Source organism: Bacillus sp. S71, assembly GCF_016625265.1.
GTDB classification, from domain to species: Bacteria; Bacillota; Bacilli; order Bacillales; family Bacillaceae_G; genus Bacillus_A; species Bacillus_A cereus.
This window is the reverse complement of the sequence record NZ_JACVUW010000001.1, coordinates 48235-64933: the sequence shown is the minus strand read 5'-3', so window position 1 is coordinate 64933 and position 16699 is coordinate 48235. Positions and strand designations below refer to the sequence as shown.

The window sequence follows — 16699 nt, the reverse complement described above, 5'->3', positions numbered from 1 at the left end:
TAGTAGTAAGACTTATATCTTTAAATCTATGAAGAGTAAAAGTAAAATTAAGCATTCATTTATAAGATTGTGAATCACAATAATGTAGACTATAGAAAATATTTCTCAATAATAAAATGAAGAGAAAAGCATGAAGAAGTAGAATGCATTCATTTATAATAGACTTAAATTAATTAATATAATTAATTGTTAACTTTATAAGATTGACTGGATAGGAGAGAATATTATGGCAAATGTACTCGTAATAAATTTCCCTGGGGAAGGTCATATTAATCCGACTTTAGCTATTGTGAGTGAGTTAATCCAACGAGGAGAAACAGTTGTTTCGTATTGTATTGAAGATTATAGAAAGAAGATTGAAGCAACAGGTGCAGAATTCCGAGTGTTTGAGAATTTTCTCTCTCAAATTAATATTATGGAACGAGTAAATGAAGGTGGGAGCCCTTTGACGATGCTATCTCATATGATTGAAGCATCAGAGCGTATTGTTACTCAAATTGTAGAAGAAACAAAAGAGGAAAAATATGATTATTTAATATATGATAATCATTTTCCAGTAGGACGTATTATAGCGAATATTTTACAATTACCAAGTGTTTCATCTTGTACAACGTTTGCTGTTAATCAGTACATTAATTTTCATGATGGGCAAGAATCGAGACAAGTAGACGAAATGAATCCATTATATCAATCTTGTTTAGCGGGAATGGAAAGATGGAATAAGCAGTATGGAATGAAATGTAATAGTATGTATGATATTATGAACCATCCTGGTGATATTACGATTGTATATACTTCAAAAGAATATCAGCCGCGTTCAGATTTATTTGATGAATCGTATAAATTTGTAGGTCCATCAATTGCTACTCGAAAAGAAGTGGGGAGTTTTCCTACCGAAGATTTAAAAAATGAAAAAGTGATTTTCATTTCTATGGGAACAGTTTTTAATGAACAACCTGCTTTGTATGAAAAATGTTTTGAAGCGTTTAAAGATGTAGATGCGACAGTCGTATTAGTCGTTGGTAAGAAGATAAATATAAGTCAATTTGAAAATATCCCGAAAAACTTTAAGTTGTATAATTATGTCCCGCAATTAGAAGTTTTACAGCATGCTGATGTATTCGTGACACATGGTGGTATGAATAGTTCGAGTGAAGCGTTATATTACGGTGTTCCATTAGTTGTAATTCCGGTAACAGGAGATCAGCCATTCGTTGCAAAACGATTGATTGAAGTAGGGGCAGGCATAACACTTAATCGTAACGAGTTAACTTCTGAATTGTTACGTGAGACTGTAAAGAAAGTAATGGATGATGTGACGTTTAAGGAAAATAGTCGTAAAGTGGGAGAGTCGCTTAGAAATGCTGGTGGATATCAAAGGGCAGTTGAGGAAATATTTGAATTAAAAATGAAGCCGTACGTAAAGATTAAATAGATGTTAGAAACACACTTACTTTTAATTTGTAAGTGTGTTTCTAGTATTACGTGTTACATAAAAATAGCGATAAAGGTGAAACTTTTTTGTATATAAATCGATACCTTTGAATTAGTAGTAAAATTACGTTAAAATAATACTAAGAAAATATATAAGTTTTGGGGGTAATGAATGAAGAAAGTATTTGAATACGTATTATTAACAATTGGCTCAATTATAGTAGCAGGTTCATTAGAGCTTATTTTAGCACCTAATGGATTAGTAGATGGCGGGGTAACGGCTATTGCTATTATGGCAAATAAAGTCGCAGGATTGCCGCTTTATGGTGTGTTCTTAGGAATTAATATCCCAATTTTATTATTTACTGCAAAAGTAATGGGAAAGAAATTTTTTATCCGTACATCTTATGCGAATGTAGTTACAACACTCGGATTAATTTATTTAAAACCATTTCCAGCAATTACGACTTCTGAGTTATTAATTGTACTTTATGGTGGAGTGCTGTTCGGAATTGGTGTTGGGATTGTTGTTAAAATGGGTGGAGCAATTGACGGTTCGGAAATGTTAGCAGTTTGGATGAATAAACACTTTAATGTACCGATTAGTACATTTTTACTTGCAGTAAATGCAGTTATTTTCATCTTTGTTGCCATTTTATTTTCAATCGAACAAGCGATGTTCTCATTAGCCATTTTCTATATTGTTACGAAAATGATTGATTTTATATTAGATGGTATAAATCAAGGTAAGAGCGTTATGATTATTTCTGGTAAGAATAAAGAAATAGGCGATTTACTTATGAAAGAATTGCAACTATCTGTTACGTATCTACATGGAGAAGGTGGTTTTTTAGGGGAGCATAAGAGAATCATTTATTGTATTACAAACCGATTCATTTATCCGAAAATGAAAGATCTCGTTCTCTCTGTAGATCCAACCGCTATAATTGAAGCTTCTTATTCAACAGAAACGACTGGTGTGAAACGTCCGGGAAGGAAAGCTAGGTCAGGTGAATAACTAGCAGAAGGCTGTCCAAAAAGTTATTTTGGAACAGCCTTCTTTTTTATTTTGTTGAATTGTTAGTATGTTACAAGTTGAACCCACTGTTAACAAGTTTCCTTGCAACTAGGGAACCAAGCGTTTTTCAATAATATAGCCAACGTTTCAATTTTATTTTCTGGAATGCTACCAAAACCGAGTAATACGTATGATTCCTTACGTAAATCATTCACGAAATCATATGGAGAAAGCGGGTATAATTTAACGCTTTGTTTTTTAGCGGATTCAATCAGTTCGTTTTCATTCATACTGTTATGGACACATAAAACAATATGAAGTCCGGACTGTTCGCCAAGAATTTGAACATTAGCCCCCATTTCTTTCATAATGGATTTTACTAACGCATGATGTTTTCTTTTATATAGTGTACGACTCCGGTTAAGATGACGTTCCCAATTCCCGCTTTGTATAAAGTTAGCAAAAGCAAGTTGTTGTATTGTAGCGACTGTTTGTTTGAAAATTCCATGCAGTTCTTGATATGTTTTAAAAAGATGTGGTGGTAAAACAACATATCCCATTCGTAAAGAAGGTAAAAAAGATTTTGAGAAAGTTCCCATATAAATAACGCGTTCATTTGAATCAAGACTTTGTAAAGAAGGAATTGGCTTACCAGCGTAGCGAAACTCTCCGTCATAGTCATCTTCAATAATGTATCCATTGCAATCATTAGCCCACTTTAACAATTCTGTTCTTCTAGATAAAGGCATAATAATCCCGAGTGGAAATTGGTGTGATGGTGTAACGTATGCGACATTGGCATTTGTATTGTATAAACTAGAAATATCAATCCCTTTTTCATCCAATGGTATGGGATGAATTTGTCTATCACAGCTTTTAATGATTGCGTGTATACGGTGAAATCCAGGGTTTTCAATGCCGTATTCTTTTGTAGGGCCAAGCAGTTGAAGTAGTAGCCAGAGAAGTGGCTGCGTTCCGGCACCAATCACAATTTGATCAGGTGAAGAATGTACACCGCGAGAATGATATAAATATGTTGATATATGCTCTCGAAGAGCGAATTCACCTTGAGGATCTTCTTTGGCAAATAGTGCATTTTCGTATGTAAGTATGGATTCTTGTAATGCTCGTTTCCAATTTGTAATCGGAAATGCATTTTGATCAATAAGCCCTTGGCTACAATCATATTCAAATTTTTCGTCTATCAAATTGTTCGTCTTCTTTGCTGCATTTCGTTTTTTATTTGGGATAACGTCAATATCGAAATTTGCTACAAAAATACCACGTTTCGGTTTACTTTCTACATAACCTTCAGCTAATAATTGTTGATAAGCTGATTCAACAGTGATGCGGCTAATATTAAGTTGTGATGCTAAATTTCTGTGTGAGGGTAGACGTGTGCCAACAGAAATACTCCCTTGTATAATTTCAGCTTTTATATAGTCGTAAATTTGCAAGTAAATAGGTGTGTTACTTTGTAATTGCAATGGGATAGTAAAATCCATATAAAACTCTCCTTTAAAACTGGCCTTATAAAAAATGCTTAAACTGTCACTTAAGTAAAGGGCAGTTACTTTCTATAATAATGATATAACATTTAGAAAATTAAATAAATAGTTAGAGGAGAGTTAAAAATGAATGTTAAAGAAGTAGTAACAGAAGAGCAATTACATGAAGTATTACCTGTTTTACAGCAATTAAGAACGAAACTTTCAAAAGAGGAAACAAGCTCTTTATTTCGAAATATGAAAGAAGAAAATTATAAACTATTTTCGCTGCGTAATGAGGAGGATGAAGTTGTTAGCCTTGCAGGTGTAGCGATTTGTACGAACTTTTATAATAAGAAGCACGTTTTCGTATATGACCTTGTAACGGCAGACGCACATCGTTCAAAAGGACATGGAAATGTATTACTTTCGTATATAGAGAACTGGGGAAAGGAAAACGGATGTGAATCTATCGTCCTCACATCAGCATTTGCAAGAATTGATGCGCATCGTTTTTATGAAAGAGAAGGGTATGATAAAGTGAGTTATTCTTTTCATAAAGAATTATAAAAAATAAGAAGAAGTTGTCCCGCAAAAGTTGGGAACAGCTTCTTCTTATTTTTTAAGTTATTATTAAACCGTAAATAGGTTGTAAGTTATGGTATATGTATTTGAAAAGGTTATATAGTGTATTTTGTCGAATTATTTTAATTTAATAAAGAGAATGATTGGAGCGCTTATACTTGAAGAAAATAAAGAAACTATCAATCCCTAATGATGCTAGAGTTATCGTCATATCTGATATTCATGGAGAATTAAATCTTTTAAAAGAAGCACTACATAAAGTTAACTTTAAAGATGAAGATTATTTAATTATTAATGGAGATCTTTGCGAGAAAGGACGAGATAGCATAGGCGTAGTAAACTATGTTATGAATCTTGTAAAGAACAATTCAAAGGTTCACGTTGTTGAAGGAAATTGTGAAGTTTTAGTTGATGCTCTTCTAAATGAAAATCCTCGTCTTATTAATTATTTATGTACGAGAAAGCATTCGATTTTTAATGAATGGCTAGAGCAATTGGATTTTTCAGTTCATGAAGGCACTTCAATTCGTGAAGTGAGAGAAGCATTGCAAAGTGAATTTTCACAAGAAATACATTGGCTAACGGAGTTACCGACAGCGATTGAAACAGAAGATTATATTTTTGTGCATGCCGGGCTAGAAGATAGAGTAGATTGGAAAGAAACAGAGCGCAAAAATGCGATAGCAATGCCAGAGTTTTTTAATAAATCACATAAAGCAAATAAGTATGTAATAGTTGGTCATTGGCCTGTCGTGAACTATTCTGAAGAAGCACCGTCTAACAATCCAGTTATTGATGAGGAGAAAAAAATTATTGCAATAGATGGAGGAAATGCAATTAAAGAAGCAGGACAATTAAATGCATTTATCATTCAGAGGAAACAAACGGGCGATACGTTTTCTTATACATATGTAGACTATTTTCCAGGGTACGAAGTAATAGCGGATTTTAATGCGAATTCAGAAATGCAGGGCGGAGTGACATATCCGTATTATTACATAGAGCCTATCGAGAAGATGCAAGATTACACAATATGTAAGCAAAAGGAAACAAATAAATTACTCACTGTAAAAAATGAATACATGAAACAACTTGAGTCAGGTGAATATACAGTGAAAACTGATATTTCTTGTGCGCAAATAAGCGTTAGAAAAGGAGAGATCGTTTCTCTCATTGATGGTAGTTGTTCAGGATATGATTTAATTAAAAAAGATGGTGTAGAGGGGTGGATAGAGAAAGGCATTTTGCTTGAGCTGAAATAGGAGGGATGTAACCTCCTATTTTTTATTGCCTATTTTGCGCCTTCGTACTTCAATTAACCTTTTAAATTAGTGGACTGCCTGCTGTCTTTAATAAGTAAATAAATCGTACTCGGTAGAATGATAAGCGTCATTCCTAAAAGAATTGCTAGTATGCCATAACCTCTATAGGGAGCAGAAACGCTAAAAGGAAGTATCGCTAAAAAAATCCCTGCTATCATCATTGAAATACTACTAATATTTGAAGCTCTTTTTTCGAGGTGCTTATCATTCCATTCTAATGAAACGGTTGATTTAGTCGTATCAATTTTGGAACTGAAATAACCTATTAATATAAATAAAAGCCCTAATGCTAAAAATATGAAATGATCAAGAGGAAGTGAAAAGCCAAGAGCGATGAGGGCAATGACAATATCGACAACAAATAAGAATAGTAACATTGTGTTGCCGATCCAATGGAGAAATTTCTGGTTACTCGCTGCTTTAGATAAAGCTAAAAATACAAAGAATAAGAAGGAACATATAATTATATTTACGATTATAAAAGTGCTTTTATCCATTGTTGATGTAGGCGTTCCATTGAAGTCCCATTTCGTAACAATATTTGATGGTAAGAAGAAATATAGAATAATATTTGTCGTAATAATAGTGAGAAATAAAGCAATACTAAATTGATTATTCATTGAATCACCAGCTTTCTAAATCAATAATTGGTATCTTATAACAAAATTATACAATATAATATATGATATTGGTTTTGATTTTTCTGAAAAAACATTATAATTATATATGAAATAAAGGTGAATGCAGGAGGGAATTATGCAAAACGTTGTATTAAAGGGGAAGAAAGTTACAATTCGTACAATAGAAGAATCGGATATAGAAACATTATGGAATATCATATTTAAAGAAGAAAGCCCAGAATGGAAGAAATGGGATGCGCCATATTTCCCGTTCTCAATGCAAGAATACTCTTCCTATAAAGAGAAGATGCAAACTCGTTTGAAAGAAGAACCACTGTCAAATTTAATTATAGAAAATAACGGTCAAATCATTGGGACAGTCGGGTTTTATTGGGAATATAAACCGACGCGTTGGTTAGAGATGGGGCTTGTGATTTATGACCCAACATACTGGAATGGTGGATACGGTACAGAAACATTGACATTATATAGAGATTTGCTATTTGAAAAAATGGAGATTGGTAGAGTAGGAATCACGACTTGGTCTGGCAATGAACGAATGATGAAAGTAGCGGAGAAAATAGGAATGAGCTTAGAAGGTAGAATGCGAAAGTGTCGTTATTATAAAGGAACATACTATGATTCTATTCGAATGGGAATGATTCGTGAAGAATGGGAAGCACTATGTGTAACGAAGGGGTGAGAAAGATTGTACGCTATTATTGCTACATTTGATCGTGTATTTACTAATAAAATTACAGAACTGCAAAATGAATTAACGAATATGATGGGAACAAATCAATTAGCTGGAGTAGAACCTCATATTACGATTGCGGATTATAATGAGTTAGATGTTCATTTGTATACGGAGAAACTAGGGGAGTTTGTAGCTATTCAAGAAAATATGGACGCAGTAACTTTTCCTTCTGTTGGAATTTTTCCTACTAATGGAACGGTCTTTCTAGCACCGATTGTTACCGATGAATTGTTAAAACTTCATCATTCTTATCATGATTATTTTAAAAATTTTCATGACAATCCAAATTCATATTACGTACCGGGAAAATGGGTTCCGCATTGTACGGTTGCAAATAGATTACATACAAAGCAGTTTTTAAGTGTAATGGAATATATTTATGAAAAATTTGATTTTGCAACAGCTTCAATTGAGAAATTAAAATTAATTAAGGTGAATTATAAAAATGGTTCTGCCATTTCTTCTAGTATATTAGCAGAATATAATTTAAAGAGAATGGAGACATCGAGATGACATATATAATTAGAGAAATGAAGCAAGAAGATATTCAGGCTGTACAATCAGTAGCGAAAATAGCTTGGCATGATACATATGAAGGCATTATTCCAAGAGAAATTCAAGACAGTTTTTTAGACGAGGCATATTCTGATGAAAAAATGAAATATCGTCTTAAAAATACACATTTATTCGTTGCGGAAGAAGAGGGAGAAGTAATAGGATTTGCTAACTTTTCACCTGTTAGACTACAAAATGAAGCGGAATTAGGTGCGATTTATTTGTTACCAGATCAGCAAGGAAAAGGGATCGGAAGTGCTTTATTACAAAGAGGGATTAAGGAATTAAATGGGATACGTAAATTGTACATACATGTAGAAGCAGCAAATGAAAAAGGAAAACGCTTTTATGAAGCGAAAGGTTTTGCTGAATTAGAGCAATTTGAAGAAGACTTTGAAGGACATATGATGCAGACAGTAAGGATGGTTTTATACGTATAAGGAGGACTAGCAATGAAAATTTTTGATTTTAGTGAAAAAGTAGGAAAGCACATATCAGTATTTCAATCTAATTTCATAATGTCGAAAATAGTAAACCATCAAGGAAATGTACATATCGGTGCTATGCATTTACACGAGAATGGAATCATCGGTAATCATGAAGCAGTTGTATCTCAACTGCTTCTTATTGTGGACGGAGCAGGATATGTATGTGGGGCAAATAAAAAAAAGATAAAGGTAGAGGCGGGACAAGCTGTGTTTTGGGAGAAGGGAGAGCTCCATGAAACAAGTACAGAACAAGGATTAACGGCAATTGTTATGGAAGCGGAGAATCTTGAACAAGGGATAGTAATGCCTATTATTCAAGGGGAGTTGTGAAAAATGATAATTAAGGCGAATCAAGAAGATACCAATGAAATATTAAAATATGCGGCGCAATCGCTTTTTGAAGGGACGAGAGGGAATTGTCAATTAAGTACCGAGAAAGCGATTGAAATTACAAAGCCGATTGTAGAAAAAGGAGCATATTATTTAATCGTTAAAGAAGCAAATAAAGTAATGGGATGGATATTAATAGGGGAAAATACAGACTATTTTTCTCGTGAAAAACTTGGATTTATATATGAATTGTACGTTTTCCCAGAATATCGCGGGAGAGGATTATCGCGAGAACTGATGGAAGCTGGTATTAAGGAATTAAAGGAGAAATATTCAGAAATTAGGCTGAATGTATTTACTGGGAATTTTGCAAAAGAGATGTACGAAGAGTTTGGGTTTGTTGAAAGGCAGGTAATTATGACTTTGAAGTGAGTATAATAGTCTGAATGAGGGAAGCGAGAAAGCATGAGAAAAGAAAATGAGTATGTAGCGTATTTACAAAGTGTGTATCCTGAACTACAAATAAAATCGGCACATGTAAATGAAATTGGCCAAAATAATGATGTTTTAATTATAAATGATAATATAGTATTTCGTTTTCCGAAATATGAAAAAGGTATTCAAAAACTTCGAGTAGAAACAAAGTTACTGGAGAAAATACGACCATTTATTACGATCCAAATTCCTGATCCAAGTTATCAAAGATTGCAAGATGAAGTGCTAGGAAAAGTATTTGCAGGATATGAAATGATTGAAGGGGAACCGTTTTGGAAAAATACTTTTACGGGAATAAATGATGAAAAGCAATTACAGAAACTTGCGTGCACATTGGCGGGATTTTTAAAAGAATTGCATGAAATTCCGTTATCCACATTTGAAGGTATTATGCAAAATGATAGTGCTGATATATATGCAGAAACAAATAGTTTATATAGTCAATTAAAAGATTATGTTTATCCATACATGAGAGAAGAGGCAAAAAGAGAAGTTTCATTATCTTTTGAAACGTATTTAAATGAAGAGAGCCATTTTAATTTTACACCGAGTCTTGTTCATGGGGATTTTGGCATGACAAACATCTTATATAGTGCAACAAAAAAGGATATTTCAGGGGTCATAGATTTTGGTGGTGCGAGCATTGGAGATCCTGCTTATGATTTTGCAGGTATATTAGCTAGTTATGGAGGAGAGTTTTTACAACTATTTGCAGCACATTATCCTAATTTAGAAGCAGTAAGGGAACGAATGTATTTTTACAAAAGTACATTTGCTCTTCAAGAAGCATTATTTGGTGTACTAAATAATGATAAGAAAGCCTTTGAAGCTGGAATAGCACAGTATGTATAAAAGCCGATTTTAAATCGGCTTTTAATTATCGATACATCGTCCACATCCCAATATCTTTAAACCCTAATCGTTTGTAAATACGTCCAGCAGCTGGATTGTTATAAAACAAACAAAGCGTTCGGCCTTCATTCGTAAAGTCTTGAATCATTTTTTGTAATATGAGCGAAGCGTATCCGCTTCCGCGATAATTCGAATGTGTACATACGCCAACTACCATAGCGGATAATGAATTTTCAGCGGAAGTAGAGGCGGATGCAATAATAGCACCGTCTTTTTCAATATAATATGTGCGTCCTGTATTTGTTTTGAGAGCTTGTCTTAATATTTTCTCTGATTCATTAGCAACTGGAAATTCAGCAATGTTACCTCGCAATTGCATAATTCGCTCTACATCATCTAGTGTGGCAAGTTTAATTGTTTCTTGGATAGGCGTGCTAGGTAAGTTGTTGTCATTTAGACATTCGCAAAAATACATTTCATTTTTGGCGCCTAATTGTAGACTTGGAGAAGTTTCAAACCTTTCTACAATAGTTGACTTGCCAGAGAGTTTAAGCGGTTTATATGCGGAAAGAAGTGCCTCATAATCAAGGGTAACAAAGTCTTCTTTACTATATGGTATAAATGAATCGTGGAATCGGAGTAGAATTGATTTTAATGTCCCATTCTCTTTAAATACTCCCCATAATTCTTGGAAATCTGTGTCATAACCGAAAGCTTCAATATCTCCAATAATAAACAAGTTAATGGCTGCTTCTTCTTTTAGGTAAGCGAATACTTGTTCATGATCTTTCTTTGTTAATTTTCGCATCATAAAGAATCGACCTCTTTTTTTATTTTTCTAAATATTACAACTTAAGTTTTTTGAAATCAATATAAAATTTTATGTTTAGTTCACAAACTTTCGGAAAAACTAGGAAAGATATGACAAAGGAGGTTATGAACGGTGGATCATCCAATTCAAGGGTTAATGAAAGCAGCAATGGAAAATTTAAAAGAAATGGTTGATGTAAATACGATTGTTGGAGAGCCTGTTCAAACGGCTGACGGTGGTGTGGTGTTAACGGTTTCTAAAGTAGCGTTCGGTTTTGGAGCAGGAGGTTCTGATTTCCAAACGAATGATGGACAAAGAGCGAACGGTAACCCTGCATTTGGTGGCGGTAGCGCGGGTGGTGTTTCGATTACACCAGTAGCATTTCTTGTGGTGAATAAAGATGGAGTAAATATTCTTCATTTACAAAATGCGACACATTTAGCAGAAAAAATGATTGAATTAGCTCCACAAACAATTGATAAAATTCAATCGATGTTCCAAAAAGAAGAAAAGAAAGAGGGAAATCATCATCCTCAAAACCCTGATGAAATCCTTTAAAAGCGCCTGCTTATGAGCAGGCGTTTTTTCTTGTAATCACTATGTAATAAAACACATGAAATTGTAAATAGTTTTTGAAGTTTTTTCTATGTTTCTAAAATTTTTCATGTTAAAATATGCTATAGAATTGAAACATATAAAACGAAGGTGGCTAGGTGCTTTGTCTGGAGGATCTGACCAAGTAAAGAATATGATATATATTAATGGTAATCGTCGAGGTCATTGTTTTATTACATCAGGAATTACGTTTAAAGAGTTTGCGAGTAACATCCCTTCACCGCTTCATCAAGTGTTGCTTTTGAAGCACAACTTTGAATGGACGGATTTTCATTATCATACTTTATTTGAATATGTTGAGGAAGAAAATATACATAAGTTAATTCAAGCAGAGATTGATGAATTTGATGAATTTTGTTGGGTAGATTTTGATGATGCAAGCGATTTAGATGAATTAGAGCCGAAAGAAATTGCAGAATTATTATATTTGGCTCACAAAAAAGAACCACTTGCAAGAACATTCTTTCCGTTACTGAAAAATAGATTTGTTTATTTTTCACATGATGACGGATGGTACAACAAAGTGTATTATCGTAGAATTGCCGATTTTGTAGGAATGTTAAGTAAAGTCATTCCGTATAAACTCGGTGCTTTCGGTAAGAAACGTTTTTCTTTCTTCCAAAAATCAAAAATTTTCCCAGCAATTTCAAAAGAATTGATTATGGGACTTATTCCACTAATGGAAGATGGTCTTTACATAGATCTAGCAGGGAAGATTGAGTCAAGAAGAGGTCTTGAAATTCCGGTATATGTAGTTGGTTCGTATGAAAGTACGGATGAGGTGCTAGATAATATCGATGAATTGAAAGAGGAAGCAACAGAAACAGGTTGGCTCATTTTTGATAAGAAAGAACAAGAGTGGCAATGGGTTGTTGACTAAGAAAACTTGGCGCATGAAGTCAAGTTTTCTTGTCATTTGAAAGGAGTACAAATGAAGAAATATTATACAATTGTGGGTATTGTAAGTATTATTCTCGTGGCAATATTACTTATAACTTGTCCGAAAGAATCAGATTTTAAAGTGTATGTAGAGGATAAGTATGCGTTGAATTGTAATGAGAGTAGTTTTGAATGCACGCAAAATGTAGATGGTAAAAAAGAAAAACTACAATTTGAAAGTACAGATGCACGAAATGGTGTATTCTTTATGACTGTAAAGCAAACATTTAAAACAGAAGCTGGTGTTTCAAAAGAATATAGCGGAGTAGGAATGTTTGGTACATTTCTTTTTGTTTCAGAGAAGACTTTCTAGTAATAGAAGGTCTTTTTTTTATGCTTATGTTCATATAGATGAAGTAAGACAAGCATAGGAGGGATAGCGATGAAGAACACATGTATCGTTTGCGGTGGTGAGGAGTTTTTTTCCTCAACATTATATGCACGTACGAAACAAGATTGGGCATATGCACCAAACATGTATCGGTTTGAAAAAGTATTTATTGAGCATCGAGATGAAGAAAATTATCCAGTGTTTCAAGAAATTACAGCGAAACATTGTTGTGGATGCGGTCATATTATGTTGTATCATGAATGAACACACCAAGTATAACTTGGTGTGTTTTTTTAAAACGCTGACAAAGCAAGCGGATAAAGTAAAGTAAATAAAACAGAAAAACTACCAAAACCAATTGCTGTATATCCAAGTGTTCTTGCTCCGAAATTGACAGCTAATAGGCCAACTAAAATTGCTAGGGAGCCGAGCGTAACTGGATAAAAAGCAATGGAGAATAACGAAAGAAATAAAGCGACATAGCCTACCATTGCGCCGGTATTTGTACCTTCTATCTCATTTGCAATTTCTTTACGCTTATGTCTAATTGGAATGCCAGCTGGTGATATTTCAGCAGCATACTCTTCGTTTTTTTCACCACTTTTAAAATGATGATTTCTCTTTCTTCGCATGTACATCCCTCTCTTTCAATTGGGTGTATCTATAGTATCTTTCAAAATGAGAAGAGCATGAGTATGAGTTAAACCCAAGTAAAGCAAAAAATGGAGAATACGTATTCCATCGTTAACATATCCATTTCCTATTGAAGATAAAGTGCGGGATTTTTTCCATCACGACTGATTATCAGCCAGCAACAATTGGATTTTTATGAGCAGTTCTCTTCCATTAACTGGTCCGCATCCATTGAATTTTGAGGTAGGTGTCTTACTGCAAGCAGGATAAAACAGGAATTTTGGAAAATGATGTAGAATGAAATGAATGATAATACGTGAAGGTAGGGGAATGTATGACAACATTTAATTGGCATGAATCAGCAGAGAAGAAATGGGATAGTAGTGCGGAGTTTTGGAATAAAAATAGTCAGGAAATGTGGGATAGCGGGAGTAGGAGCACAATTATTCCGTTTTTTGAACAATACGTAAAGAAAGAAGCACAAGTGCTCGATGTTGGTTGTGGTGATGGGTACGGTACATATAAATTAAGTAGCGCAGGCTATAAAGCAGTGGGAGTAGATTTATCGGAAGTGATGATTCAAAAAGGTAAGGAGCGCGGAGAAGGACCAAATTTATCTTTTATAAAAGGAGATCTTTCTGCATTACCATTTGAAAATGAGCAATTTGAATCAATTATGGCAATTAATTCTTTAGAATGGACGGAAGAGCCATTACGAGCGTTAAATGAAATAAAGCGTGTGTTAAAGAAAGATGGATATGCATGTATTGCAATTTTAGGACCGACAGCAAAGCCACGAGAGAACAGTTATCCTCGCTTGTATGGAAAAGACGTTGTTTGTAATACGATGATGCCTTGGGAATTTGAACAGTTAGCGAAAGAACAAGGTTTTAAAGTTATAGATGGCATCGGCGTATATAAGCGCGGAGTAAATGAGAAGATGTTAGGTCAACTACCTACAGAGTTACAACAATCGTTAACATTCTTATGGGTATTTATGTTAAAAAACGTATAAAGAAATGAAAGAATTTTTAGGAGGTAAATAAGTGCAGAAAATACAAAAAACTGATACAATATCATCAGAACCAATTAAAGGGGGACTAGGGTATATGACAACTACTACAACAGTGAAATCCGATATTGAAATCGCACAAGAAGCGAGTATGAAGAAGATTCAAGAAATTGCAGCTGATTTAAATATTTTAGAAGATGAATTAGAGCCATACGGGCATTATAAAGGTAAGTTATCTCTTGATATTTTTAAGCGCTTACAAGATGAGAAAGACGGTAAAGTTGTTTTAGTAACAGCAATTAACCCAACTCCAGCTGGAGAAGGTAAATCAACAGTAACAGTTGGTTTAGGTCAAGCTTTTAACAAAATTGGTAAGAAAACAGTAATTGCACTTCGTGAACCATCTCTTGGACCGACGATGGGATTAAAAGGTGGAGCAGCAGGTGGCGGTTTTTCACAAGTCGTACCAATGGAAGACATTAACCTTCACTTTACTGGAGATATCCATGCGATCACAACTGCCAATAACGCATTAGCAGCGTTTATTGATAATCATATCCAACAAGGAAACACACTTGGAATTGATACGCGTAAAATTGTTTGGAAACGCTGTGTTGACTTAAATGATCGTGCCCTTCGTAACGTAGTAATTGGTCTTGGTGGACCTGTACAAGGTGTACCACGTGAAGACGGTTTTGACATTACAGTCGCATCTGAAATTATGGCCGTATTCTGCCTTGCAACAGATATTCAAGACTTAAAAGCGCGTCTATCTCGTATCGTAGTTGCTTATAACTTTGCAAATCAACCTGTAACGGTTAAAGATTTAGGTGTAGAAGGTGCGTTAACGCTATTATTAAAAGACGCATTAAAACCAAACTTAGTACAAACATTAGAAAATACACCAGCTATTATTCATGGCGGACCATTTGCGAATATTGCTCACGGTTGTAACAGTGTTATCGCTACGACAATGGCAGCAAAATTAGGTGATTATGTTATTACAGAAGCTGGATTTGGTGCTGATTTAGGCGCTGAGAAGTTTTTAGATATTAAAGCTCGTGCAGCTGGCATTAAACCAGAAGCAGTTGTTATTGTTGCGACGATTCGTGCGCTTAAAATGCATGGTGGCGTAGCAAAAGATCAATTAAAAGAAGAAAATGTAGATGCATTAGCAAAAGGTATGGAAAACTTACAGAAGCATGTTGAAACAATTCAAAGCTTTGGTGTGCCTTTCGTAATTGCAATTAATAAATTCATTACAGATACAGATGCAGAAGTTACATACTTACAAGAGTGGTGTAATGAGCGTGGCTATGCAGTATCCTTAACAGAAGTTTGGGAGAAGGGTGGCCAAGGCGGAGTTGACCTTGCTGAAAAAGTACTAAAAGAAATCGAAAAAGGTGAAAACAACTACGCACCACTTTATGAATTAGAATTACCATTAGAAGAAAAAATTCGTACAATTGCTCAAAAAGTGTATGGCGCAAAAGATATTGAATTTGCTCCGAAAGCACGTAAGCAATTAGCTCAATATGAAGGAGAAGGTTGGAGTAACCTACCAGTTTGTATGGCGAAAACACAATACTCTCTTTCTGACGATGCAACAAAATTAGGTCGTCCATCTGACTTTATCGTTACAATTCGTGAGTTAAAACCATCTATCGGTGCAGGCTTTATCGTTGCGTTAACAGGTACAATGTTAACAATGCCAGGTCTTCCAAAACAACCAGCAGCACTTCAAATGGATGTAAATGAAGATGGAAAAGCAGTAGGTTTATTCTAAAAGGTTGTAATTCATCTCGTTTATCTGTAAACTATATATACATCAAGTGGCGCCTTTCCATCGAAAGGCGCCTGTTTTTTGGAGGAAATTATGTTTGATCCAACTGCTTTTGACAATTTAAAAGTAATCGTAGAAGGTGCTGTGTATGATTTTGATCTACATGGAGATATTCTTGTAACAGATCGAAAAGATATGATGGACCTTGCCTCATTAAGTCGTATATATCATATCTCATTTCAATTAACAGAACCGTTCGAACCATTAGTAGAAGCAACATTTTCATTATCTGTGGATGCAAAGAACTTGTCTGGTGAAATACTAGAAGTGCCTCAGTTTACACCAGGTTGTGAAATGAAGCTAGCATTTTCATTCCCGTTAGAACAACCAGAAGTAGGATGCGAAGAAATTGAAACTTTAATGCGTTCTATATGGGGAAAAGAAAGAATGATTATGCAGAAAGTTTCATATGAATATAATAAGCAAGCGATTTCATATCATAATAAGGTAGAGGTTCTATTTCAAAAAGCGATTACAGAAGACCATGTTGATGATTTAATAGCTGTTATTTCACACATGATAGAAACGGTGCGAACAATACAGCATTTTCTTCAAAAATAGAGATAAAGGAG

At 34.4% G+C, this 16699-nt stretch carries 21 protein-coding genes; 17 read left to right on the top strand and 4 right to left on the bottom strand.

Going from position 1 to position 16699, the window contains the following annotated elements:
• Nucleotides 1-226 precede the first annotated feature (226 nt).
• On the top strand, nt 227-1435 hold the full coding sequence (locus IBT51_RS00340) for a macrolide family glycosyltransferase (protein ID WP_200457905.1): 1209 nt from the start codon (nt 227-229) through the stop codon (nt 1433-1435).
• 171 nt (nt 1436-1606) lie between these two features.
• Entirely contained in the window at nt 1607-2452 is an 846-nt protein-coding gene (locus tag IBT51_RS00335) for a YitT family protein (protein ID WP_000755126.1), read from the top strand.
• Between the two features lie 89 nt (nt 2453-2541).
• Here the strand turns inward: IBT51_RS00335 and pdxR are convergent, their stop codons facing one another.
• Nucleotides 2542-3957: a MocR-like pyridoxine biosynthesis transcription factor PdxR gene (pdxR, locus tag IBT51_RS00330; RefSeq protein ID WP_098852610.1), complete on the bottom strand. Its 1416-nt coding sequence runs from the start codon at nt 3955-3957 to the stop codon at nt 2542-2544.
• A 129-nt stretch (nt 3958-4086) separates the two neighbouring features.
• Here pdxR and IBT51_RS00325 point away from each other — a divergent pair, with 129 nt between their 5' ends.
• Together IBT51_RS00325 and IBT51_RS00320 are read left to right on the top strand one after the other, a co-directional pair.
• On the top strand, nt 4087-4509 hold the full coding sequence (locus IBT51_RS00325; protein WP_001101119.1) for a GNAT family N-acetyltransferase: 423 nt from the start codon (nt 4087-4089) through the stop codon (nt 4507-4509).
• 173 nt (nt 4510-4682) lie between these two features.
• Nucleotides 4683-5786: a metallophosphoesterase gene (locus IBT51_RS00320; RefSeq protein ID WP_200457904.1), complete on the top strand. Its 1104-nt coding sequence runs from the start codon at nt 4683-4685 to the stop codon at nt 5784-5786.
• Between the two features lie 53 nt (nt 5787-5839).
• On the opposite strand, the gene IBT51_RS00315 is transcribed toward IBT51_RS00320, so the two are convergent.
• On the bottom strand, nt 5840-6466 hold the full coding sequence (locus IBT51_RS00315) for a DUF1648 domain-containing protein (protein ID WP_200457903.1): 627 nt from the start codon (nt 6464-6466) through the stop codon (nt 5840-5842).
• Between the two features lie 136 nt (nt 6467-6602).
• Here IBT51_RS00315 and IBT51_RS00310 point away from each other — a divergent pair, with 136 nt between their 5' ends.
• From IBT51_RS00310 to IBT51_RS00285, 6 genes are read left to right on the top strand one after another with little or no spacing between them, the layout of a single operon-like run.
• Nucleotides 6603-7169 (top strand): GNAT family N-acetyltransferase, encoded by a 567-nt coding sequence (locus IBT51_RS00310; RefSeq protein ID WP_001181849.1) that lies wholly within the window; start codon nt 6603-6605, stop codon nt 7167-7169.
• A gap of 6 nt (nt 7170-7175) precedes the next feature.
• Entirely contained in the window at nt 7176-7736 is a 561-nt protein-coding gene (locus IBT51_RS00305; protein ID WP_078401113.1) for a 2'-5' RNA ligase family protein, read from the top strand.
• Nucleotides 7733-8218 (top strand): GNAT family N-acetyltransferase, encoded by a 486-nt coding sequence (locus IBT51_RS00300; protein ID WP_053564671.1) that lies wholly within the window; start codon nt 7733-7735, stop codon nt 8216-8218. The genes IBT51_RS00305 and IBT51_RS00300 overlap by 4 nt, the downstream gene beginning before the upstream one ends.
• Before the next feature lie 12 nt (nt 8219-8230).
• On the top strand, nt 8231-8596 hold the full coding sequence (locus IBT51_RS00295) for a cupin (RefSeq protein ID WP_053564670.1): 366 nt from the start codon (nt 8231-8233) through the stop codon (nt 8594-8596).
• Nucleotides 8597-8599: 3 nt separating this feature from the next.
• Nucleotides 8600-9028 (top strand): GNAT family N-acetyltransferase, encoded by a 429-nt coding sequence (locus IBT51_RS00290; RefSeq protein WP_053564669.1) that lies wholly within the window; start codon nt 8600-8602, stop codon nt 9026-9028.
• A gap of 33 nt (nt 9029-9061) precedes the next feature.
• The gene (locus IBT51_RS00285; protein ID WP_098127110.1) at nt 9062-9943 is read left to right on the top strand and encodes a phosphotransferase family protein; all 882 of its coding nucleotides are present in this window, start codon (nt 9062-9064) and stop codon (nt 9941-9943) included.
• 25 nt (nt 9944-9968) lie between these two features.
• Here IBT51_RS00285 and IBT51_RS00280 read toward each other — a convergent pair whose 3' ends face one another.
• Nucleotides 9969-10754: a GNAT family N-acetyltransferase gene (locus tag IBT51_RS00280; RefSeq protein WP_200457902.1), complete on the bottom strand. Its 786-nt coding sequence runs from the start codon at nt 10752-10754 to the stop codon at nt 9969-9971.
• 132 nt (nt 10755-10886) lie between these two features.
• Here IBT51_RS00280 and ytfJ point away from each other — a divergent pair, with 132 nt between their 5' ends.
• From ytfJ to IBT51_RS00260, 4 genes are all read left to right on the top strand, one after another.
• A complete protein-coding gene (gene ytfJ / locus IBT51_RS00275) occupies nt 10887-11312 on the top strand; it encodes a GerW family sporulation protein (protein WP_000349991.1) in 426 nt (141 codons plus the stop codon).
• 160 nt (nt 11313-11472) lie between these two features.
• Nucleotides 11473-12249, top strand: a complete 777-nt coding sequence (locus tag IBT51_RS00270; protein WP_000014087.1) for an oxalate:formate antiporter — start codon at nt 11473-11475, stop codon at nt 12247-12249.
• A gap of 51 nt (nt 12250-12300) precedes the next feature.
• Nucleotides 12301-12621 carry a hypothetical protein gene (locus IBT51_RS00265; RefSeq protein WP_000761184.1) on the top strand — a complete coding sequence of 107 codons (321 nt, stop codon included), beginning with the start codon at nt 12301-12303 and terminating at the stop codon, nt 12619-12621.
• Nucleotides 12622-12690: 69 nt separating this feature from the next.
• Complete coding sequence (locus tag IBT51_RS00260) at nt 12691-12903, top strand: hypothetical protein (protein ID WP_000798747.1); 213 nt, start codon at nt 12691-12693, stop codon at nt 12901-12903.
• Between the two features lie 29 nt (nt 12904-12932).
• Here IBT51_RS00260 and IBT51_RS00255 read toward each other — a convergent pair whose 3' ends face one another.
• Nucleotides 12933-13271, bottom strand: a complete 339-nt coding sequence (locus tag IBT51_RS00255) for a hypothetical protein (protein ID WP_001253201.1) — start codon at nt 13269-13271, stop codon at nt 12933-12935.
• Between the two features lie 335 nt (nt 13272-13606).
• Between IBT51_RS00255 and IBT51_RS00250 the strand changes: the two genes are divergently transcribed.
• The 3 genes from IBT51_RS00250 (at nt 13607) to IBT51_RS00240 (ending at nt 16688) form a co-directional block, all read left to right on the top strand.
• A complete protein-coding gene (locus IBT51_RS00250; protein ID WP_000206577.1) occupies nt 13607-14287 on the top strand; it encodes a class I SAM-dependent methyltransferase in 681 nt (226 codons plus the stop codon).
• Nucleotides 14288-14381: 94 nt separating this feature from the next.
• Nucleotides 14382-16070: a formate--tetrahydrofolate ligase gene (locus IBT51_RS00245; RefSeq protein WP_014482011.1), complete on the top strand. Its 1689-nt coding sequence runs from the start codon at nt 14382-14384 to the stop codon at nt 16068-16070.
• 90 nt (nt 16071-16160) lie between these two features.
• Entirely contained in the window at nt 16161-16688 is a 528-nt protein-coding gene (locus IBT51_RS00240) for a hypothetical protein (protein ID WP_000460216.1), read from the top strand.
• The last annotated feature ends 11 nt before the right edge of the window (nt 16689-16699 follow it).